Consider the following 18757-nt stretch of genomic DNA (forward strand, 5'->3'; position numbering starts at 1 on the left):
CCTGACCTGGCCGAGGCTGTCCGGCTCCGCAGGTTTCCTTCGTCACGGAGGCAGACGCCATGAAGAGCCTGAAGTCACGTCTGATTGCACTGGTCTCGGCGGCCATCGTACTGACCGCGATCATCTGTGGCGGGGTGGCCTACGTACAGCTCAAGAGCCTCCTGCTCGAAGGACTGCACGCCGAGGCCAAGGGCCGGGTCCAAGGCTATGCGCAGACGGTCGCCGAATGGCTTGGCACCCGCATGCGCCAGACCGCGGCGCTGCGGCCCGTCGCCCTGGAAGAGGAAGTCGTGCCCTGGCTGCAGGTCGCGGCCGAAGGCGGAGGCTTCGATCTGGTGTTCATCGGCTACCCCGACCGACGCTTCATCTCCAGCACGCCGATCAATCTGCCCGCCGATTACGATCCGACCCGCCGTCCCTGGTACGAAGGCGCGGTTGCAGCGGGGGATCGAGCCTTCGTCACCAAACCCTATGTCGATGTCGGCTCCGGCGAACTGGTGGTCTCCCTGGCCGCGGCAGTCCGTCAGGGCGGCAGGGTGATGGCGGTCATCGGCAGCGACGTGTCAATGAGCAAGCTCATCGACGAACTGCTGCGCGCGCAAGTGCCCGGAGACGGTGTGGCCTTCCTGCTTCACCGCGACGGCACCATCCTCGCCCACCCCGACAGCCGCTTCGTCTTCAAGCCGGTCACCGAACTCTCCAGCGGCCTGGCGGCGACCACGCTGCTGGAGGCCGGCAACAGGATGATCGAGGTCGAGATCGATGGCACAGGCTACTTCGTCGTCGCCAGTGCGGTGGCGGACAGCGAGTGGATCTTTGCCACGGCGATGCAGCGCGACGTGGTGATGGCTCCGCTGCGCAGCCTCCTGCTCGCACTGCTGGCGGGGATCGCGGTGATCATCGTCGTTGCAGCCACGCTGGCCTCCGCCGTACTGTCGCGCATGCTGCAGGGGCTGATGCGGGTGCGCGACGCCCTGCGCGAGATCGCCGCCGGCAAGGGCGACCTGAGCAGTCGCCTGCCGGTCGGCCGCGAAGACGAGATCGGCCAGGTCGCCAGCGCCTTCAACACCTTCATCGAGCGCCTGCACACGATGTTCAGCTCATTGAATGCCGAAGCGGCACGCCTTGCCGGCGGGGTGCGCGAACTTGAGGGTACGATGCAGACCATCGCCGCGGAGTCGGAACAACTGTCCGACACTTCCAGCGCCAACGCCGCCACCATCGAGCAGATTACCGTCGCCGTGGCACATATTGCCGAAAACGCTGGCGACGCCGACCGTCTCATGCACGAGATCGGCCGTCTTTCCGAAGACGGCGCCGCACGTGTCGGCAACGCCGCAAGCAATGCCGAGCGCACCATGAGCGAGGTCGAAGCGCTATCCTCCATTCTCGAACGCCTGGAGGCGAACTCCTCACGGATCAGCGGCGTGGTCAATGTAATCAAGGAAATCGCCGATCAGACCAACCTGCTCGCACTCAATGCGGCCATCGAGGCCGCCCGCGCCGGCGAACAGGGGCGCGGCTTCGCGGTTGTTGCCGACGAAGTGCGCAAGCTTGCCGAGCGGACCTCCTCGGCAACACTGGAGATTGCCGGAACGATCAACGAAGTGCGCGAGGAGACCGGCAACGCCGCGCGCGGCATGGGCGCCACCACCGCCGAGGTGCGCACCAGCGTCGACCTCAGCCGCGCCGCAGCGGCGCAGATCAGGGGCATCCAGAGCGAACTCGCCACGGTGATAGAGCGTGTCGGCGAGATTGCGCTGTCGACCCGCGAACAGACCAATGCAACCACGGTGATGGCACAAAGCACCGAACAGATGAATGCCCGACTCTATGCCGCCGACTCGGCCCTGCAGAGTGCGCGTGCAGCACTGCTGGAAATGAGCAGGGTTGCCGACAACACCGAACGCCTGCTGTCGGGCTTCAGGTTGTAAACCGTATCGGGCTGGCGGGTACGCTGCCCGGCAGCGCCGGGCAGCCTGCCTTGCTGCCCGCGCTCAGCCGCCGAGCGCCGGATTCAGCGTATAGGTAGCGGTGATGCAGGCCTGCGCCAGCACATGGTCTGCGATGGCGCGGCGCACGTCGGCGCCGCCGAACTTGCCCTCGACCGCGCAGCGCTCGACGTCCAGCGCGTACAGCGTGAACACGTAGTGGTGCAGCAGTTCGTCGTTCCACGGCGGGCAGGGGCCGTCGTAGCCGTGGTAGTCGCCGCCCATGGAGTCGTCGCCGGCAAACCAGGCGGTGTAGTCGTTGATGCCGTGGCGGGCGCCGTGCAGGGTGTCGGGCCCGGGCTTGCCGGCCGGCACCACTTCCTGCGAGAAGCTGCCCGCGGGGATTTCGCGCAGTCCGGCGGGCAGGTCCACCATCACCCAGTGGAAGAAATCCACCCGCGGCAGACTGGCCGGCACGCTGCGGCCTTCCTGGTTGACGTCGTCGCCGCGGCTGGGGACGTCGGGGTCGTGGCAGATCAGTGCGAACGACTTGGTGCCGGCCGGCACCTTGCTCCAGGCCAGATGCGGGTTGTGGTTGGCGCCGAGGCAGACGTGGCCTTCGGCAGCCGGGATGCAGAAGGCGAATTCGCCCGGGATGCGGGCGCCGTCGGCAAAGCTCTGGCTGGTGAGTTTCATCGGCGGGTCTCCTTTTATCGGTATGGAAAGGAGATTCTAGCCTGCGTCAGCCCGCTGCGCGGCGGCGGAAGTCCTTGATGCGGAAGCCGAGCGCAAACAGGGTGGCGAAGTAGGCCAGGCCGCCAGCGGCGACCACGCCGCTCAGGCGCAGCACGCGGGCGATGCCGCCTTCCTCCACCCACAGCGCGTCGCTGCCGGCGGCGAACCACAGCACCGCACCCATCACCGCCATGGCCACCAGCAGCTTGACGAAGAAGCGCGCCCAACCCGGTTGCGGCATGTACACGCCGCGGCGGCGCAGGCCGCGGTAGAGCAGGGCGGCGTTGAGCAGTGCGGCGAGGCCGATGGAGAGCGCCAGGCCGGCATGCTTGAGCGGCACGATGAAGGCGAGGTTCATCAACTGGGTGGCGGCCAGGGTGATGAGGGCGATCTTCACCGGGGTGCGGATGTCCTGGCGGGCGTAGAAAGCCGGTGCGAGCACCTTCACCAGGATCAGCCCGGTGAGGCCGACGCTGTAGGCCACCAGGGCCTGGCGGGTGTGCATCACGTCTGAGGCGGTGAAGGCGCCGTAGTTGAACAGCGTGGCGACCAGCGGCACGGCCAGCAGCATCAGCGCCAGCGCGGCGGGCAGGGTGAGCAGCAGGGTCAGCCGCAGGCCCCAGTCGAGCAGGCTGGAGAAGTCCTCGCGGCGTTCGTCGGCGTGCAGCTTGGCAAGGCTGGGCAGCAGGATGGTGCCCAGCGCCACGCCGAGCAGGCCGGCGGGGAATTCCATCAGGCGGTCGGCGTAGTACAGCCAGGAGACGCTGCCGCTTTGCAGGAAGGAGGCGAAGATGGTGTTGATCAGCAGCGAGATCTGGCTCACCGACACGCCCAGCAGGGCGGGCGCCATCAGCTTCAGGATGCGCCGTACGCCGGGGTCCTGCAGGTTGAGGTCGAAGCGCGGCAGCATGCCGAGCTTCTTCAGCGGGCGCAGTTGCAGTGCCAGTTGCAGGATGCCGCCGAGAAACACCGCCCAGGCCAGTGCCAGCACCGGCGGGTCGAACCAGGGTGCGGCGAACAGCGCCATGCCGATGAAGCTGAGGTTGAGCAGCACCGGGGTGAAGGCGGGGATGGCGAAGCGGCTCCAGGTGTTGAGGATGCCGCCGGCGAGCGCCACCAGCGCCATGAAGAGGATGTAGGGGAAGGTGATACGGGTGAGTTCGACGGTGAGCGCGAACTTGTCGGCGTCCGCCGAGAAGCCGGGGGCCGAGATGTAGATGATCAGCGGGGCGGCGATGATGCCCAGCAGTGCCACCACGGCCACGGCGAGCGCCAGCAGGGTGGCGGTGCGGTTGATCAGGGTGCGGGTGGCGTCTTCGCCCTGACGGTTCTTGTACTCCGCCAGGATGGGCACGAAGGCCTGCGAGAAGGCGCCCTCGGCGAACATGCGGCGCAACAGGTTGGGCAGACGGAAGGCGACGAAGAAGGCGTCGGTCATCATCCCGGCACCGAAAGTGCGGGCAATGACGAAGTCGCGCACGAAGCCGAGGATGCGCGACAGGAGCGTCATGCCGCTGACGGTGGCGAGTGCCCGGAGCAGGTTCATCGTGGGTGAATGGAGGTCCGGCCACGCGGCCGCGAAGGCGTGATGATAGCCGGGCAGGGCCGCGCCGGGGGGATCAGGCGGGCGGCGGGGCCTGGCTCTTCATCGCCGCCGAGCGGGCGATGAGTTCGGCGATATCGCGCTTGATGCGCGCGGTGTCGCTGTCGAAACGGTCGTACACCATCAGCGACAGCCCGAAGACGTAGGCATACAACAGCATGCAGCGGCTGGAGGCTTCCTCCATCGGCACGCCGCAGGCGAGGAAGAGCTCGCGCGCGCAGCGCAGGCGGGTGTCGTCCACCTCGGCGACGATGGCAGCGCATTCCGGGTCGCGACGCGCCCAGTCGCGCACCGCCAGTTCGATCATCATGCCGCGGCGGCTGCGCGTGGTGGAATAGACGTCGATGACGTGGTAGATCTGCGCCAGTTCCTCGCCAGGCTGCGCCCGGGTCTGCTTGACGATGTCGCGGATGCGCCCTTCCTTCCAGTAATGCAGCACCGCCAGCAGAAGGTCGCGGCGGTCCTGGAAGTGCCAGTAGAAACTGCCCTTGGTGACCTTCAGGCGTTTGGCCAGCACTTCCACGCGCAGGCCCGCCACACCTTCTTCGGCAAGGACCTCAATGGCGGATTGCACCCAGGCTTCGCGGTCGAGTTGCACGCGTTGTTTCAAAGCTTCCTTCTCCATACGCCGTAGTATTGACGAATGTCCGACCATACGCTACCGTACGCCACCATACCGGAGCGTATGGAAACGATTCTCCGGACGGGCGCAGCAGGTGTCAAACGGTTTTCGACGGTGACATAATGGGCGTTCGCGAAAAGGCAGTTCAAACAACGATGCACGAGAGAGGAGCGCGGCTTTGAAGATACTGGTGCCAGTCAAGCGTGTGGTCGATTACAACGTCAAGGTGCGGGTCAAGAGCGACGGTACCGGGGTGGATATCGCCAACGTCAAGATGTCGATGAACCCCTTTGACGAAATCGCCGTGGAAGAGGCCGTGCGCCTCAAGGAAGCCGGAGTGGCCACCGAGGTGGTGGCGGTGAGCTGCGGCGTTGCGGCCTGCCAGGAAACCCTGCGCGCGGCGATGGCCATCGGTGCCGACCGCGGCATCCTGGTGGACACCGATGCCGAGCTGCAGCCGCTGGCGGTGGCCAAGCTGCTCAAGGCGCTGTGCGAGAAGGAAGGCCCGCAGGCGGTGATCTGCGGCAAACAGGCGATCGACGACGACGCCAACCAGACGGGCCAGATGCTCGCCGCGCTGATGGGCTGGCCGCAGGCCACCTTCGCCTCCAAGGTTGCGCTGGCTGACGGCAAGGCAACGGTGACGCGCGAGATCGACGGCGGTCTGGAGACCCTCGAACTCAGCCTGCCGGCGGTGATCACCACCGACCTGCGCCTCAACGAGCCGCGCTACGCCACCCTGCCGAACATCATGAAGGCGAAGAAGAAGCCGCTCGATACCCTCACTCCCGACGCCCTCGGCGTCGATGTGGCACCGCGCCTGACCACGCTTTCGGTGGCCGAGCCGCCCAAGCGCAGCGCAGGGGAGCGGGTGGCGGACGTCGCCCAGCTGATGGACAAGCTCAAGAACGTTGCAAAGGTGATCTGAGATGGCGATCCTGGTACTTGCCGAACACGACAACGCCAGCCTCAAGGCTGCCACCCTCAATACCGTTGCCGCCGCGCAGAAGATTGGCGGTGACATCCATGTGCTGGTTGCCGGCAACGGCTGCGATGCAGCTTGTGCAGCAGCAGCCGCGCTGACCGGGGTCAGCAAGGTGCTGTGCGCCGCGGCGCCGCACTATGAAGCCCAGCTCGCGGAGAATCTCGCCGCGCTGGTGGTGGCCCACGCCGCCGGCTACACCCACATCCTTGCCCCCGCCACCTCGCTGGGCAAGAACGTGCTCCCGCGCGTCGCCGCGCTGCTCGACGTGGCACAGATCTCCGACATCGTCGCTGTCGAGGCGGCGGATACCTTCGTGCGGCCGATCTATGCCGGCAACGCCATGGCAAAGGTCAAGAGCGCCGACGCGGTGAAGGTCATCACCGTGCGTACCACTGCCTTCGAGGCTGTCGGCAGCGGTGGCAGCGCGCCGGTCGAGGCGATCGCCGCGGCGGCGGATCTGGGCCTCTCCAAGCTGGTCGGACGCGAGCTGACCAAGTCCGAGCGTCCCGAACTGGGCGCCGCCAAGGTCATCGTCTCCGGTGGCCGCGGCCTCGGCAGCGGCGAGAACTACCATGCCCTGCTCGAACCGCTCGCCGACAAGCTCGGCGCCGCGCTCGGCGCCAGCCGCGCGGCAGTGGATGCCGGCTATGTGCCCAACGACTACCAGGTCGGTCAGACCGGCAAGATCGTCGCGCCGCAGCTCTACATCGCGGTGGGCATTTCCGGGGCCATCCAGCACCTCGCCGGGATGAAGGACTCCAAGGTGATCGTGGCGATCAACAAGGATCCGGAGGCACCGATCTTCCAGGTTGCCGACTACGGGCTGGTTGCCGACCTCTTCCAGGTCGTGCCGGAACTGACCGCGGCGCTGGGATGAGACGGGACCGCTGAGCACGCCGGGCGCGCACGATGAACCTGTCGGCGGCGCTGTTTCCCCTGTCATGGCACTGGCTGGCGGTGGTGCTGTGCGTGCTCGTTGCGGCCTGGGTGGTGCGCAGCGCGCCATGGGCGCGCCTGCGCGAGGGCCCGCATCTGAACGTGATGCTGGGCTTTGCCGTGGGCCTGATGCTGATGTGGAGCCTGAAGGCCGGGATCAAGCCCGGCCTCACCCTCCACATGCTCGGCGCAATGGCCGCCACGCTGGCGCTGGGGCCGCAGTTCGCGATCATCGCGATGGCCCTCGCGCTCACCGGCATCATGATCAACGGCACCATCGAATGGCAGGCCTGGCCGATCAATCTGATTCTCATGGCGGTGGTCCCGGTGCTCATCGCGCACCGCATCCAGCGCCTCATCGAGCGCCTGCTGCCGGCGCATTTCTTCGTCTTCGTGTTCGTCGCCGGCTTCTTCGGTGCGGCGTTCACGGTAATGCTGCAAGGGCTGCTGGCCTCTGCGGCGATGGCCGCAGCGGGTGCCTACGAACCCGCCTACCTGGCCAGCGACTATCTGCCGTACTTTCTCCTGCTGGGTTTTTCCGAAGGCTGGATCAGCGGGGGAACGATCACCTTGATGGTGGTGTACCGGCCCGAATGGGTGATGGGGTTCGACGACCGCCGTTACCTGGGCAAGAAGTGAAGGCGTCCGTGGTCCGGGCGCACGGCTGCGGCTGCAGGGGGCCGCAGTGATAACCAACTGAAGAAGTGGAGCGAACAAACCGATGAGTCAATACATTGCACCGATCCGTGACATGCAGTTCGTCATGCGCGAACTGGCCGGTCTCGACGCCGTTGCCGCCCTGCCGGGGTGCGAGGAGGTTTCCGCCGACCTCGTCGATGCCATCCTCGAAGAAGCCGGCAAGTTCGCCGGCGGCGTGCTGGCACCGCTGAACTGGTCGGGCGACCAGGAAGGGGCGAAGTGGAACAACGGCGAGGTGACGACCGCCAGCGGCTGGAAGGAGGCATACAACCAGTTCGCCGAATCGGGCTGGACGGCGCTGGCCTGCGATCCGCAGTATGGCGGCCAGGGCCTGCCGAAGCTGATCTCCACCGCGGTGATGGAGATGTGGAAGTCGGCCAACATGGCCTTCTCGCTGTGCCCGATGCTGACCACCGGTGCCATCGAGGCACTGATGCTGCGCGGCACCGACGAACAGAAGGACATGTACCTGCCGAAGATGGTGAGCGGCGAATGGACCGGCACCATGAACCTCACCGAGCCGCAGGCCGGCTCCGACCTCGCCGCGGTGCGCACGCGCGCCGAACCGGTGGGCGATGGCACCTACAGGATCTTCGGCCAGAAGATTTTCATCACCTATGGCGAGCACGACCTCACCGACAACATCATCCACCTCGTGCTGGCCCGCCTGCCGGACGCGCCGGAAGGGGTGAAGGGCATCTCGCTGTTCGTGGTGCCGAAGTTCCTTCTCAACGCCGACGGCACCCCGGGCGCGCGCAACGACGTGCATTGCGTGTCCATCGAGCACAAGCTCGGCATCCATGCCAGCCCCACCGCGGTACTCGCCTTCGGTGACCATGGCGGCGCCATCGGCACCCTGGTCGGCGAACCGAACCGCGGCCTCGAGTACATGTTCATCATGATGAACGAGGCCCGCTTCGCCGTCGGCATGGAAGGCCTGGCGCTCTCCGAACGTGCCTATCAGCACGCCCTGCAGTACGCCAAGGACCGCATCCAGGGTACGGAGCTGGGCGTGCGCGGCGGCCCCAAGGTGAACATCCTTCACCACCCCGACGTGCGTCGCATGCTGATGTCCATGAGGAGCCAGACCGAAGCCATGCGCGCGCTGGCCTACGTCGTCGGCGCGGCGACCGACATGGCCCACCTGCACCCGGACGACGCCGTGCGTGCGCGCAACCAGGCCTTTGTCGATCTGATGATTCCGGTGGTCAAGGGCTGGTGCACGGAAAACTCGGTGGACATCGCCTCCACCGGCGTGCAGGTGCACGGCGGCATGGGCTTCATCGAGGAAACCGGCGCCGCCCAGCATCTGCGTGACGCCCGCATCACGCCGATCTACGAGGGCACCACGGCGATCCAGGCCAACGACCTGATCGGCCGCAAGATCGCCCGCGAAGGTGGCGCCACCATCAAGGCGGTGATTGCCGAAATGCGTGCGGTGCTGGCCGAGGTCGGCGGCGTGCAGGATGAAGCCTTCGCCGCCATCGCGCGCAGCCTGGACAGCGGCATCAAGGCGCTGGAGGAAGGCGCGGAGTACATCGTCGCTACCTATGGACAGGACATCAAGGCCGCCCACGTCGGCTCGGTGCCCTTCCTGAGGCTCTTCGGCATCGTCGCAGGCGGCTGGCAGATGGCGCGCGCGGCGCTGATCGCCCGCCAGCGCCTCGGCGAAGGCGGTGGCGACGAGGTCTTCTATCGCAGCAAGATCGTCAGCGCACGCTTCTACGCCGACCACGTCCTGCCGCAGGCCCCCGGACTTGCCTACACCGTGGTCAATGGTGCGGCGGGTGCGCTGGCGCTGAGCGAAGAGCAGTTCTGACCCCCATCGCTTGCGGGCGCAAAGTCCGCAAGCGATGGCGTGAACGACAAAGCCGACCCGCGGGTCGGCTTTGTCTTGTGGTCCGCCGGCGCTTACTGCACGCGGGCCTTGCCACGCAGTTCCATGATGTGCGCCTCGACGCGCTCCTGCTGGATGCGCTGTTCGAGCTGCGGCTTCACCTCGGCAAAGGGCGGCGGGGTGAGCGGACGGATATCCTGCATCTGGATGACGTGGTAGCCGAAGTCGCTCTTCACCGGGGCAGCGGTGTACTGACCTTTCTCGAGCTTCACCATGGCTTCGGCGAAAGGCTGCACGAACATGCCCGGGTTGCTCCAGCCAAGGTCGCCGCCACGGTCGCGGGAACCAGGGTCGAGCGACTCGCTGGCGAGCGATTCGAAGCTCGCACCACCGCGCAGCTTGGCGATGATGGCCTTGGCGGCGTCCTCGGTCTCGACCAGGATGTGGCGGGGGTTGTATTCCTTGCCACCCATGCCGGCAACGATTTCGTCGTACTGCTTGCGGACATCGGCCTCGCTGATCGGGTTGCTCTTCACCCAGTCCTGCAGGTAGGCACGGATGAGGATCGCCTGGCGGGCAAGATCCATCTGCGCCTGTACTTCGGCCTGCCGCTCAAGGCCGCGCTTGCCGGCTTCCTGGGCGAGGATCTCGCGGCGGATCAGCTCCTCACGCACCGCTTCGCGCAGCTGCGGGCTCTCCGGCGCACCCTGGGCGCGCTGCTCGGCCATCATCACCTCCATGCGGGCGGAGGGGATGGCCTTGCCATTGACGGTGGCGGTGGTGCCGCTGGCGTGCACCGAAAAGCTGGCCAGGCCGGCCATCAGGCAAAGGGCGAGGCGGCTGGGAAATGCTTTCATCGAGTTTCCTTAGGGGTGGGTTGTTGACTGGCCTCGGCGGCCGTTCGGGCGCGAATCGCGAGGGCGTGGATCTCGCCCCGCATCATCTCGTCCAATGCTGCATAAATCATCCGGTGGCGGGCCACCGTGGGTTTTCCGGCAAAGGCCTCGGCAACGATGTCGAGGCGGTAGTGCCCACCGCCGCTGCGTGCGCCGGCGTGGCCGGCGTGCTGCGCGCTGTCATCGGCGATGTCCAGGCGGAGGGGGGCGAAGGCGTCGTCCAGGCGTGTACGGATGCGCTCGACAGTGTTCACGGCAGAACCTTGCGGAAGGGGTGCACCGTGGTACGTGCGAACACGCCCTGCTTGACGTACGGGTCTTCGCTCAGCCACTGCTCGGCGTCGGCAAGGGAGGGGAACTCGGCCACCACCAGGCTGCCGGCAAAGCCGGCGGGGCCGGGGTCGGGGGCATCGATGGCCGGCATCGGACCGGCGATCAGCAGACGTCCGGCATCGCGCAGGGCCTCGAGGCGGGCGAGGTGGGCCGGCCGTGCCGCCATGCGCGCGGCCAGCGTATCGGGGGCATCTTCGCCGATCATGGCGTAGAACATCATTGCTGGGGATCCTCTTCGAGGTGGCGGGAGAGGTAGAAACCCTGACCGAGCACGAAGGCGAGCATCAAGCCCATGCCACCGAAGAGCTTGAAATTCACCCAGGTCTCTTCGGAGAAGCTGTAGGCAACATAGATGTTGAGCACGCCCATGAGGACGAAGAAGGCCGCCCAGGCCAGGTTGAGGCGCTCCCACACCGGACCGGGAAGCTGGATCTGCGCTTCGAGCATCTTGCGGATCAGGTTCTTGCCAAAGACCAGCGCCGACAGCGCCAGCACGGCGGCGAACAGCCAGTACAGCGCAGTGGGTTTCCACTTGATGAAGGTGGGGTTGTGGAACACCAGCGTGGCACCACCGAAGAGCACGATGATGATCAGGCTGACCCACAGCATCCTGTCTACCTTGCGGTGGCGCAGCCAAACCCAGGCGATCTGCCCGAAGGTGGCCAGAATGGCCACTGCGGTGGCAAGGAGGATGGGCGCCTGGGAAGGCATGATGCCGTCGCCGAGCCACTGCGAGGCGAAGGCATGGGCGGAGGCCTCGTCCGCGCCGGCAAACTTGTAGACGCCGAAGAAGAGGATGACCGGAAGGAGATCGAAAAGGAATTTCATGCGCGGGAATTATAGCTGTTGAACGGAGGCGGCTGGGCTGGCCACATCGGCGCGGTTGCGCATGTGGTCGGCGAGTGCGGAAAAGGACTGCAGCAGGCGGCCGCGCAGGTCCTCGTCGGCAACCTGCTCGTCGAGCGCCTGGCGCATGCACAGCAGCCACTGGTCGCGTTCGGCCGAGCCAATCGCGAAGGGCAGGTGGCGGGCGCGCAGGAAGGGCGGTCCGAAGCGCTCGACGTAGAGATTGGGGCCGCCGAACCAGCCGGAGAGGAAGAGGAAGAGTTTCTCTTCCGAACCGGAGAGATCCTCGCCGTGCATGCGGCGCACGTCCCAGGCCTCGGGCAGGTTATCCATCAGGGCATAGAAGCGGCGCACCAGGGCGCGCACGGCCTCTTCGCCGCCGATCTGCTGATAGGGGGTGAGGACCGGCAGGGTGTTGTCGTCAGGCTGCATGGATGTCCGTGATGGGGTCGCGCCCGCATTGCATGTTGGCGGGCAGGGCTTCGTCGATGCGCCGCGGCGGCGGCAGTTCGAGGCTGTTCATGAGGGCGATGAACTCCTCGCGCGTGCGCCCCGCCAGGCGGGTATTGGTGGCACGCTCCTGGCCGATGCAGGAAACACGCCGGCCATTGTAGTCGTGACCGGGGTAGACCAGGGTCTCGTCATGCAGCGTGAACAGGCGGCTGGTCACGCTGTCGTAGAGCCGGCCGGCATCGCCGCCCTGGAAGTCGGTACGCCCGCATGCACCGATGAGCAGTGCGTCACCGGTAAACAGGCGGTCGCGCCACTGATAGGTGACGCAACCCGGGGTGTGCCCGGGGGTGGGAATGACGCGGATGACTTCGCTGCCGAAGACGATGGTGTCGCCATCGCCGACCTGCACGTCGGCACAACTGGCGCCGGCCGCGGCACTGGTCACGGTGCGCGCGCCGGTGACCTCCCTGAGCCCTGCAGCACCAGTGATGTGGTCGGCGTGGACGTGCGTTTCCAGCACCCACAGCAGTTGCAGGTTCATTTCCTGCAGTTCGGTCAGGTAGCGCCCGGTATGCTCGCGCACGGTGTCGATGAGTACGGCATCGCCGCTCACCGGATCGGCAAGCAGGTAGGTGAGGGTGGCACTGTGCTCATCGAACAGTTGGCGAAAGACGATGTTCATGCGGTTCTCCGACGGACAATCGGGCAGATTCTAGAGCACGACAACGTAATTGGCATGACGGCTTCGGCTTCCTTGCTCAGCGCGGCTGCGCACGCGGCAGGCGCAGCAGGGCGCGCAGGCCGCCTCCCTCGCGCGGCAGCAGTTCGAGAGCGCCATTGTGGGCGCGCAGCACGCGGTCGACGATGGCCAGCCCAAGACCGGCGCCCTTGGTGTTGCTGCGCGCGTTCTCCAGGCGGGTAAATGGACGGCGCAAGCGCTCGGTTTCGCTCTCGGGGATGCCCGGACCGCGATCGGCGACCTCGATCTCCACCATCGGGCCATTGCTGCGCGCAGCGATGAGGATGGGCTGGGTGCTGCCGGCGTAACGGATGGCATTGTCGATGAGATTGGCAATGGCGCGGCGCAGGGGCAGGGCGCGGGCAGGCACGGCGAGCTTCTCGGGCAGGGCGAACTCGATTGGGACGCCGCGCAGGCGGTAGGGTTCCGCAAGGCCGACCACCAGCTCGACGACATCGACGTCGTGCATGGGCTCCTGCGGGTCGCCACGTCCGAAGTCGAGGAACTGGCCGATGATGCGGTCCATCTCCTCGATGTCGGCGACCATCGCGGTGACCTCGTCGTCGGGTGCGCCGGACATCTCCACTCCGAGGCGCAGACGGGCCAGCGGCGTGCGCAGGTCGTGCGAGACGCCGGCGAGGATCAGCGCCCGGTCGGCATCGGCACGCGCCAGGTCGCCGGCCATCTGGTTGAAGGCGTGGGACACCAGGGCGATTTCCAGCGGGCCGCTTTCCTCCTGTCGCGGCGGGCTCTGACCGCTGCCCACCATGCGCGCGGCACGCGCCAGGCTGCGCAGTGGCGCGCTGATGCGCGAGACGATGAGAAAGGCCCCGAGCAGTGCGGCGATCATCGCTGCACTGCCCCAGGCCAGCCATTCGAGGGCCTGGTGCTTCTGCAGGCGCTCGCGCGGCAGCATCACCCAGTACTCGTCCTCGTCGTCGGGATGCAGGCGGAAGCTCACCCAGAAGCCGTCGAGGGTCTTCCAGCGCATCGCAAAGCGGGTGTGATCGCCAAGCTGGCGGCGGGTCTCGTGCATCAGCAGGCGCATCGGACGGGTATCGGGAAGATCGAGCAGCGGATCGCTGCGCTCGGCCGGATAGATGCGGATGCCTTCAAGGGCGGCGAGATCGATGAGCATCTCGGTGCGCAGGCGCGGTTCGGCATTGAGCAGCGCGGTGCGGGTGAGATTGACCACGCTGGCGACCATCTGCGCCAGGTCGCGGGCACGCGCAGGCTCCTCGAAGTAGCGGAAGATCTGCGACCACGCCGCCAGCGACAGGCTGAGCAGCATGGCCACCAGCAGGAAGGTCTGCCATAGCAGCGTGCGTGGCCGCCAGCGTGCCAGCATGCGCGCGAGCAGACGGAGCGTGGAGCGCGTCACGCGCGCCTCAGGCCTCGGCTGCGGCCTTTGGTTCGTCGGGTACGAAGACGTAGCCGAAGCCCCACACGGTCTGGATGTAGCGCGGCTTGGTGGGGTCGTCCTCGACCAGCTTGCGCAGGCGCGAGACCTGCACATCAATGGCGCGGTCGAAGACACCGTACTCACGTCCGCGCGCCAGCTCCATCAGCTTGTCGCGCGACAGCGGCTGGCGCGGATGCTGGAGGAGCACCTTGAGCAGCGAGAATTCGCCAGTGGTAAGGGGTATCTCCTCACCGTCGCGGGTCAGGGTGCGGGTGCCAAGATTCACCCGCACGCGGCCGCAGCTCACCACTTCGTCCTCGGTCGTCGGCGCACCGGGCAGCGCCGGCGGGCGCCGCCGCATCACCGCATGGATGCGGGCGACCAGTTCGCGCGGATTGAAGGGCTTGGGCAGGTAGTCGTCGGCCCCCATTTCCAGGCCGACGATGCGATCGACGTCATCGCCCTTGGCGGTGAGCATGATGATGGGCATGGCGTTGTCGGCCGCACGCAGGCGGCGGCAGATCGACAGGCCATCCTCGCCCGGCAGCATCAGGTCGAGCACCATGAGATCGAAATGCTCGCGGTGCAGCGCGCGATCCATCGCCGCCGCATCGACCACCGCCTTGACGGTGAACCCCTGTTCCTGCAGGTAACGGGACAACAGTTCGCGCAGGCGCGCATCGTCGTCCACCAGCAACACACGGTATCGGATCTTGGTATTCATGTGCGGCATCCTAACGCGAGGCATAGGCCGAAAGCCAGCACCCGGCGGTGCATCGACGACGGCCCCGGTAACGCTTCGTAAGGCACCCCCGCCGGGGCAATATCCCCTTACAAAACGGTTCCCGGAAGCGTGACGCAATCCACGCAAGAAGGCGATTAGGGGCTATCTTGAGCATGCAGGCGTGCCCTGCGATCCGCTTCGCCAAATATAATTCCGTCCATGACGCTCCAGCCCTGTACTTTCTCCGCCAGGCTCTCCGTGCTGCGCAGTTGCGCCGCAGCGGCGCTGTGCGCAGTGCTGGCGATGCCGGCGTGGGCGGAGGAGGAGAGCGCCGAGATTCCGCTTCAGGAAGAGGAAGTGGTGCTCGAGTACCCCCAGACACCGGCACCTCCGCGGCAGCTTGAAGTCAGGCGCGCACTGCTCGCCGACGACGACCTTTTCGACAGCCGCCCGCAACGCCGCCAGCTCAGCGCCGAGGAGCGTTCGGCATTGCATCTGGAGTTGCGCCGCGCCCTGCGCAGTGCCTACGGCAGCGACGGCGACGCCCCGCACTGACGCGGCGATTTCCTGTGCGGCCGCCGCAGCCGGTAAAATGGTGCGGCCATGAAGATCCTCGCCATCGAAACCTCCTGCGAACACGCCAGTGTGGCGCTGCTGGCCGACGAATGTGTGCGTCAGCGCACCCTCGAAGGGCAGGGCGCCCATTCCGAACGTCTGCTCGGCGAGATTCGCGCCCTGCTTGCCGAAGGCGGCATGAAGCTGCGCGGACTCGATGCGATCGCCTTCGGCAGCGGTCCGGGCGCCTTCACCGGCCTGCGCCTGGCCTGCGCCGTGGCCCAGGGGCTGGCGCTCGGCAGTGGCCTCGGTGTGGCGCCGGTATGCAGCCTTGCCGCTCTCGCCGAGCAAGGGGAGGGCGAATGGCTGCTGGCGGCCACCGACGCGCGCATGGGCGAAGTCTATGGCGCAGCCTACCGGCGTACCGAGAACGCCCTGGTGGAAGTCGCCGCACCGCACTGCGTTCCCCCGGAAGCCCTCGAGCTGCCAGTCGCGGGCGGCCCCTGGCGGGTCCTCGGTTCTGCGCTGAGGGCGTATCCCGCACTCATCGAGCGCTTCGCTCCCAAGCTTGCCGGCTGGGATGCCGATGCCGTGCCACGCGCTGCTCAGGTCGCCCTGCTGGCACGCCACCAGGTCCGCGCGGGGCGACTGCTGCCTGCCGAGCTCGCCGCCCCCCTGTACGTGCGCGACAAGGTCGCCCTGACCACTGCAGAGCGCCTGGCGCGTGGCGGGCGCGCATGAGCGCCGCTGGCGCCGCAACGGTGTCGGGGCTCGCCTATCGGCCGATGCGCGAGGGTGACATCGCCTGGGTGGCAGAGCAGGAACGCGAGCTGCACCTTTTTCCGTGGACCGCGGGCAACTTCAGCGACGCCCTGCAGGCCGGGTACTCCGCCTGGCTGCAGTACGACGGCGAGCAGCCCTGCGCCTACGCGCTGATGCTGCTGGTCGTCGATGAAGCCCACCTGCTCGATCTCAGCGTCGTACGCAGCGCGCAGAACCGTGGCTGCGGGCGGGCGCTGCTCGATCACCTGTGCGAGCGCGCACGCGCCGCAGGAGCGACGCAGATGTTCCTCGAAGTGCGCCCCTCCAACACCGCTGCGCTGGCCTTGTACCGCCGTGCCGGCTTTGCCGAGATCGGCCGCCGCAAAGGCTACTACCCCGCACTCGAAGGGCGCGAGGACGCCATCGTAATGAGCCTGCCGCTGTGATCGATACCCGCCGCGACGCCATCCTGCGCGAAATGGGCCTGGGGCCGTTGTGGCAGCTGCGAGCCCGTGCACGCACGCAATCCCGGGAAGAAGAGGGTGGCGCAGCCGTCCTCGATCGGGCACCGCTGCCCGCTGCGCAGCCGCCCTCTGCGTCCACCGCCCCCGTCACCTCTCGTCCTGAACGACGCCCGCCAGCCACTGCCACCGTGCCCTCCCCACGCACGACCGAGCCCGCTCCGCCCGTGCCACCGGCGCCCCCGGCGCACAGCGCCTCACCGCAAGCGGTCGATCCTGCGCGCCTGGCACGCATCGCCACGCTGGACTGGGACGCGCTGGAAGCTGAAATCCGCAGCTGCCGGGCCTGCCGCCTGTGCGAGAAACGCAAGCAGGCGGTACCCGGGGTCGGCGACCGCCGCGCGCAGTGGCTGTTCGTCGGCGAAGGTCCGGGGGCAGAAGAAGACCAGCGCGGCGAACCTTTCGTCGGTGCCGCCGGACGTCTGCTCGACAACATGCTGGCGGCCATCGGCCTGAAGCGTGGCGAAGGGGTCTACATCGCCAATGCGGTGAAATGCCGGCCACCGCACAACCGCACCCCCGAAGCGGACGAGATCGCCGCCTGCCTGCCCTTTCTCGAACGCCAGATCGCCCTCCTGCAACCCCGCCTGGCGGTAGCCCTTGGCCGCCCGGCGGCGCAGGCCCTGCTCGGCGGCGAAGTGCGCATCGGCGCGGCACGCGGCCGCCTGCACGCACATGGCGAGTTGCCTGTCGTGGTCACCTACCACCCCGCCTACCTGCTGCGCAACCTCGCCGACAAGGCCAAGGCCTGGGAAGACCTCTGCCTGGCGCAACGCGCCCTCGAGAGCCGCAGCGGAAACGACTGAGGACTGCTGCTGCGCTCAGTGGCGGCGGTCATCAAGGAGCGCGACGTTGTCGAACTCGCGCTGGTTCTGCTGGTGGCGGATGCGCACGAAGACCATGGTGACCGCGACGAATAGTCCGAACAGCATGATCACCGTGTTGATCGACATGCCACTCATGATCAGCAGGGCGTAGAGTCCGGTCATCACCAGGATGGAGAGGTTCTCGTTGAAGTTCTGCACCGCTATGGAGTGGCCTGCGCCCATCAGGATGTGACCGCGGTGCTGGAGGAGGGCGTTCATCGGCACGACGAAGAAACCCGCCAGTCCGCCCACCAGCACCATCAGCACCATCGCCACCCAGGTTTCGCGCACGACGGTCATCAGCAGCACCACCAGCCCCATCGCAATGCCCAGCGGAATCACCCGCACCGAGCCGCGCAGGGTGACCATCCGTGCGGCCATCACCGAGCCGGCGGCGATGCCGATCGCCACCACCCCCTGAAGCATCGAAGCCTGCGAGAGATCGAAGCCGAGGTTGTACTCCGCCCACTTGATGACGATGAACTGGAGGGTGGCACCCGCCCCCCAGAACAGCGTGGTCACCGCCAGCGAGATCTGCCCCAGCTTGTCGCGCCAGAGCAGCTTCAGACAGTGGTTGAAGTCGTGAAAGAGGTAGAGCGGGTTGTTCTTCAGCGGCTTGTGGTCGACCCCGGTATCGGGGATGTAGAGGTTGAACAGCGCCGCCAGCAGGTAGAGGGTGCCGACCACCAGGATGGTGGCCTCGAGCGCGGTATCGACCGCCGGAACACCGAGGTCGATGAACCAGCCGGCAACGTCGGGGCGGATCAGCAGGCCGCCGATGAGGGTGCCGAGGATGATTGCGCCGACGGTGAGGCCTTCGATCCAGCCATTGGCCACCACCAGCAGGCGGTGCGGCAGGTACTCGGTGAGGATGCCGTACTTGGCCGGCGAGTAGGCCGCGGCGCCGAGTCCGATCACCGCGTAGGCGAGCAGGGGATGACTGCCGAGGAAGAGCATCAGGCAGCCGCCGATCTTGATGGTGTTGCTGATCAGCATCACCCGCCATTTCGGCATGGAGTCGGCAAAGGCGCCGACGAAGGCCGCCAGCGCCACGTAGGACACGGTGAATACCAGCTTCAGCAGCGGCTCGAATTCCGGCGGGGCGGACATGTCGCGCAGCAGCGCGATGGCGATGATGAGCAGGGCATTGTCGGCCAGCGCAGAAAAGAACTGCGCCGCCATGATGATGTAGAAGCCGAGCGGCATCGTACGGGGCGCCATCGCGACAGGGAGGAGTGCGGTTTATATCACGAAGCGAAGACTTTCGTTACAGAGTCCCCAGCGGGCAGTCGCCGGCACCACCCGGCAGAGG

At 66.9% G+C, this 18757-nt stretch carries 21 protein-coding genes; 9 read left to right on the plus strand and 12 right to left on the minus strand.

Annotation, left to right across the window (positions count from 1 at the left end; all coding sequences use genetic code 11):
* Positions 1-59: 59 nt before the first annotated feature.
* Positions 60-1934 carry a methyl-accepting chemotaxis protein gene (locus C8261_RS00810; RefSeq protein ID WP_107491753.1) on the plus strand — a complete coding sequence of 625 codons (1875 nt, stop codon included), beginning with the start codon at positions 60-62 and terminating at the stop codon, positions 1932-1934.
* Positions 1935-1997: 63 nt separating this feature from the next.
* Here the strand turns inward: C8261_RS00810 and C8261_RS00815 are convergent, their stop codons facing one another.
* The 3 genes from C8261_RS00815 to C8261_RS00825 form a co-directional block, all read right to left on the minus strand.
* Complete coding sequence (locus tag C8261_RS00815) at positions 1998-2627, minus strand: YbhB/YbcL family Raf kinase inhibitor-like protein (RefSeq protein ID WP_107491754.1); 630 nt, start codon at positions 2625-2627, stop codon at positions 1998-2000.
* A gap of 46 nt (positions 2628-2673) precedes the next feature.
* Positions 2674-4212, minus strand: coding sequence for a murein biosynthesis integral membrane protein MurJ (gene murJ / locus C8261_RS00820; protein WP_107491755.1), 1539 nt, complete (start codon positions 4210-4212; stop codon positions 2674-2676).
* A gap of 73 nt (positions 4213-4285) precedes the next feature.
* On the minus strand, positions 4286-4894 hold the full coding sequence (locus tag C8261_RS00825) for a TetR/AcrR family transcriptional regulator (protein WP_107491756.1): 609 nt from the start codon (positions 4892-4894) through the stop codon (positions 4286-4288).
* A 175-nt stretch (positions 4895-5069) separates the two neighbouring features.
* On the opposite strand from C8261_RS00825, the gene C8261_RS00830 reads away from it, so the two are divergent.
* The 4 genes from C8261_RS00830 (at position 5070) to C8261_RS00845 (ending at position 9330) form a co-directional block, all read left to right on the plus strand.
* Positions 5070-5819, plus strand: coding sequence for an electron transfer flavoprotein subunit beta/FixA family protein (locus C8261_RS00830; RefSeq protein WP_107491757.1), 750 nt, complete (start codon positions 5070-5072; stop codon positions 5817-5819).
* Between the two features lies 1 nt (position 5820).
* The gene (locus C8261_RS00835; protein WP_107491758.1) at positions 5821-6753 is read left to right on the plus strand and encodes an electron transfer flavoprotein subunit alpha/FixB family protein; all 933 of its coding nucleotides are present in this window, start codon (positions 5821-5823) and stop codon (positions 6751-6753) included.
* A 32-nt stretch (positions 6754-6785) separates the two neighbouring features.
* Complete coding sequence (locus C8261_RS00840; RefSeq protein ID WP_107491759.1) at positions 6786-7451, plus strand: energy-coupling factor ABC transporter permease; 666 nt, start codon at positions 6786-6788, stop codon at positions 7449-7451.
* Between the two features lie 82 nt (positions 7452-7533).
* Complete coding sequence (locus tag C8261_RS00845) at positions 7534-9330, plus strand: acyl-CoA dehydrogenase (RefSeq protein ID WP_107491760.1); 1797 nt, start codon at positions 7534-7536, stop codon at positions 9328-9330.
* 92 nt (positions 9331-9422) lie between these two features.
* Here C8261_RS00845 and C8261_RS00850 read toward each other — a convergent pair whose 3' ends face one another.
* From C8261_RS00850 to ompR, 8 genes are all read right to left on the minus strand, one after another.
* Entirely contained in the window at positions 9423-10205 is a 783-nt protein-coding gene (locus C8261_RS00850) for a peptidylprolyl isomerase (protein ID WP_107491761.1), read from the minus strand.
* Positions 10202-10498: a BolA family protein gene (locus C8261_RS00855; protein WP_107491762.1), complete on the minus strand. Its 297-nt coding sequence runs from the start codon at positions 10496-10498 to the stop codon at positions 10202-10204. Before C8261_RS00855 ends, C8261_RS00850 begins: the two co-directional genes overlap by 4 nt.
* Positions 10495-10794, minus strand: a complete 300-nt coding sequence (locus C8261_RS00860; protein ID WP_107491989.1) for a YciI family protein — start codon at positions 10792-10794, stop codon at positions 10495-10497. Before C8261_RS00860 ends, C8261_RS00855 begins: the two co-directional genes overlap by 4 nt.
* Positions 10794-11405, minus strand: coding sequence for a septation protein A (locus C8261_RS00865; RefSeq protein WP_107491763.1), 612 nt, complete (start codon positions 11403-11405; stop codon positions 10794-10796). The genes C8261_RS00860 and C8261_RS00865 overlap by 1 nt, the downstream gene beginning before the upstream one ends.
* Positions 11406-11414: 9 nt before the next feature.
* Positions 11415-11855, minus strand: coding sequence for a group II truncated hemoglobin (locus C8261_RS00870; protein WP_107491764.1), 441 nt, complete (start codon positions 11853-11855; stop codon positions 11415-11417).
* The gene (locus C8261_RS00875) at positions 11845-12558 is read right to left on the minus strand and encodes an MBL fold metallo-hydrolase (RefSeq protein ID WP_107491765.1); all 714 of its coding nucleotides are present in this window, start codon (positions 12556-12558) and stop codon (positions 11845-11847) included. Before C8261_RS00875 ends, C8261_RS00870 begins: the two co-directional genes overlap by 11 nt.
* 76 nt (positions 12559-12634) lie before the next feature.
* A complete protein-coding gene (locus C8261_RS00880; RefSeq protein WP_107491990.1) occupies positions 12635-13963 on the minus strand; it encodes an ATP-binding protein in 1329 nt (442 codons plus the stop codon).
* A gap of 40 nt (positions 13964-14003) precedes the next feature.
* Positions 14004-14741, minus strand: a complete 738-nt coding sequence (gene ompR / locus C8261_RS00885; RefSeq protein WP_107491766.1) for an osmolarity response regulator transcription factor OmpR — start codon at positions 14739-14741, stop codon at positions 14004-14006.
* Between the two features lie 219 nt (positions 14742-14960).
* On the opposite strand from ompR, the gene C8261_RS00890 reads away from it, so the two are divergent.
* Genes C8261_RS00890 through C8261_RS00905 form a run of 4 tightly spaced genes read left to right on the plus strand, consistent with a single transcriptional unit; the run spans position 14961 to position 17385 of the window.
* The gene (locus C8261_RS00890) at positions 14961-15296 is read left to right on the plus strand and encodes a hypothetical protein (protein ID WP_146161622.1); all 336 of its coding nucleotides are present in this window, start codon (positions 14961-14963) and stop codon (positions 15294-15296) included.
* Between the two features lie 48 nt (positions 15297-15344).
* Positions 15345-16037 (plus strand): tRNA (adenosine(37)-N6)-threonylcarbamoyltransferase complex dimerization subunit type 1 TsaB, encoded by a 693-nt coding sequence (gene tsaB, locus C8261_RS00895; RefSeq protein ID WP_107491768.1) that lies wholly within the window; start codon positions 15345-15347, stop codon positions 16035-16037.
* A complete protein-coding gene (gene rimI, locus C8261_RS00900) occupies positions 16034-16504 on the plus strand; it encodes a ribosomal protein S18-alanine N-acetyltransferase (RefSeq protein WP_181358789.1) in 471 nt (156 codons plus the stop codon). Before tsaB ends, rimI begins: the two co-directional genes overlap by 4 nt.
* A 32-nt stretch (positions 16505-16536) precedes the next feature.
* Entirely contained in the window at positions 16537-17385 is an 849-nt protein-coding gene (locus tag C8261_RS00905; protein WP_107491992.1) for a uracil-DNA glycosylase, read from the plus strand.
* A gap of 15 nt (positions 17386-17400) precedes the next feature.
* Here the strand turns inward: C8261_RS00905 and lplT are convergent, their stop codons facing one another.
* Positions 17401-18651, minus strand: coding sequence for a lysophospholipid transporter LplT (gene lplT, locus C8261_RS00910; protein ID WP_107491769.1), 1251 nt, complete (start codon positions 18649-18651; stop codon positions 17401-17403).
* Positions 18652-18757 lie beyond the last annotated feature (106 nt).

This window comes from Pseudothauera lacus (genome assembly GCF_003034845.1).
Taxonomy (GTDB): Bacteria; Pseudomonadota; Gammaproteobacteria; order Burkholderiales; family Rhodocyclaceae; genus Pseudothauera; species Pseudothauera lacus.

What these genes read in the sequence shown, in the direction of transcription:
- C8261_RS00810 (WP_107491753.1), top strand. Translation starts at nt 60, where the DNA reads ATGAAGAGCCTGAAGTCACGTCTGATTGCACTGGTCTCGGCGGCCATC.
- C8261_RS00815 (WP_107491754.1), bottom strand. Translation starts at nt 2,627, where the DNA reads ATGAAACTCACCAGCCAGAGCTTTGCCGACGGCGCCCGCATCCCGGGC.
- murJ (WP_107491755.1), bottom strand. Translation starts at nt 4,212, where the DNA reads ATGAACCTGCTCCGGGCACTCGCCACCGTCAGCGGCATGACGCTCCTG.
- C8261_RS00825 (WP_107491756.1), bottom strand. Translation starts at nt 4,894, where the DNA reads ATGGAGAAGGAAGCTTTGAAACAACGCGTGCAACTCGACCGCGAAGCC.
- C8261_RS00835 (WP_107491758.1), top strand. Translation starts at nt 5,821, where the DNA reads ATGGCGATCCTGGTACTTGCCGAACACGACAACGCCAGCCTCAAGGCT.
- C8261_RS00840 (WP_107491759.1), top strand. Translation starts at nt 6,786, where the DNA reads ATGAACCTGTCGGCGGCGCTGTTTCCCCTGTCATGGCACTGGCTGGCG.
- C8261_RS00845 (WP_107491760.1), top strand. Translation starts at nt 7,534, where the DNA reads ATGAGTCAATACATTGCACCGATCCGTGACATGCAGTTCGTCATGCGC.
- C8261_RS00850 (WP_107491761.1), bottom strand. Translation starts at nt 10,205, where the DNA reads ATGAAAGCATTTCCCAGCCGCCTCGCCCTTTGCCTGATGGCCGGCCTG.
- C8261_RS00860 (WP_107491989.1), bottom strand. Translation starts at nt 10,794, where the DNA reads ATGTTCTACGCCATGATCGGCGAAGATGCCCCCGATACGCTGGCCGCG.
- C8261_RS00865 (WP_107491763.1), bottom strand. Translation starts at nt 11,405, where the DNA reads ATGAAATTCCTTTTCGATCTCCTTCCGGTCATCCTCTTCTTCGGCGTC.
- C8261_RS00870 (WP_107491764.1), bottom strand. Translation starts at nt 11,855, where the DNA reads ATGCAGCCTGACGACAACACCCTGCCGGTCCTCACCCCCTATCAGCAG.
- C8261_RS00875 (WP_107491765.1), bottom strand. Translation starts at nt 12,558, where the DNA reads ATGAACATCGTCTTTCGCCAACTGTTCGATGAGCACAGTGCCACCCTC.
- C8261_RS00880 (WP_107491990.1), bottom strand. Translation starts at nt 13,963, where the DNA reads ATGCTGGCACGCTGGCGGCCACGCACGCTGCTATGGCAGACCTTCCTG.
- ompR (WP_107491766.1), bottom strand. Translation starts at nt 14,741, where the DNA reads ATGAATACCAAGATCCGATACCGTGTGTTGCTGGTGGACGACGATGCG.
- C8261_RS00890 (WP_146161622.1), top strand. Translation starts at nt 14,961, where the DNA reads ATGACGCTCCAGCCCTGTACTTTCTCCGCCAGGCTCTCCGTGCTGCGC.
- tsaB (WP_107491768.1), top strand. Translation starts at nt 15,345, where the DNA reads ATGAAGATCCTCGCCATCGAAACCTCCTGCGAACACGCCAGTGTGGCG.
- rimI (WP_181358789.1), top strand. Translation starts at nt 16,034, where the DNA reads ATGAGCGCCGCTGGCGCCGCAACGGTGTCGGGGCTCGCCTATCGGCCG.
- C8261_RS00905 (WP_107491992.1), top strand. Translation starts at nt 16,537, where the DNA reads ATGGGCCTGGGGCCGTTGTGGCAGCTGCGAGCCCGTGCACGCACGCAA.
- lplT (WP_107491769.1), bottom strand. Translation starts at nt 18,651, where the DNA reads ATGCCGCTCGGCTTCTACATCATCATGGCGGCGCAGTTCTTTTCTGCG.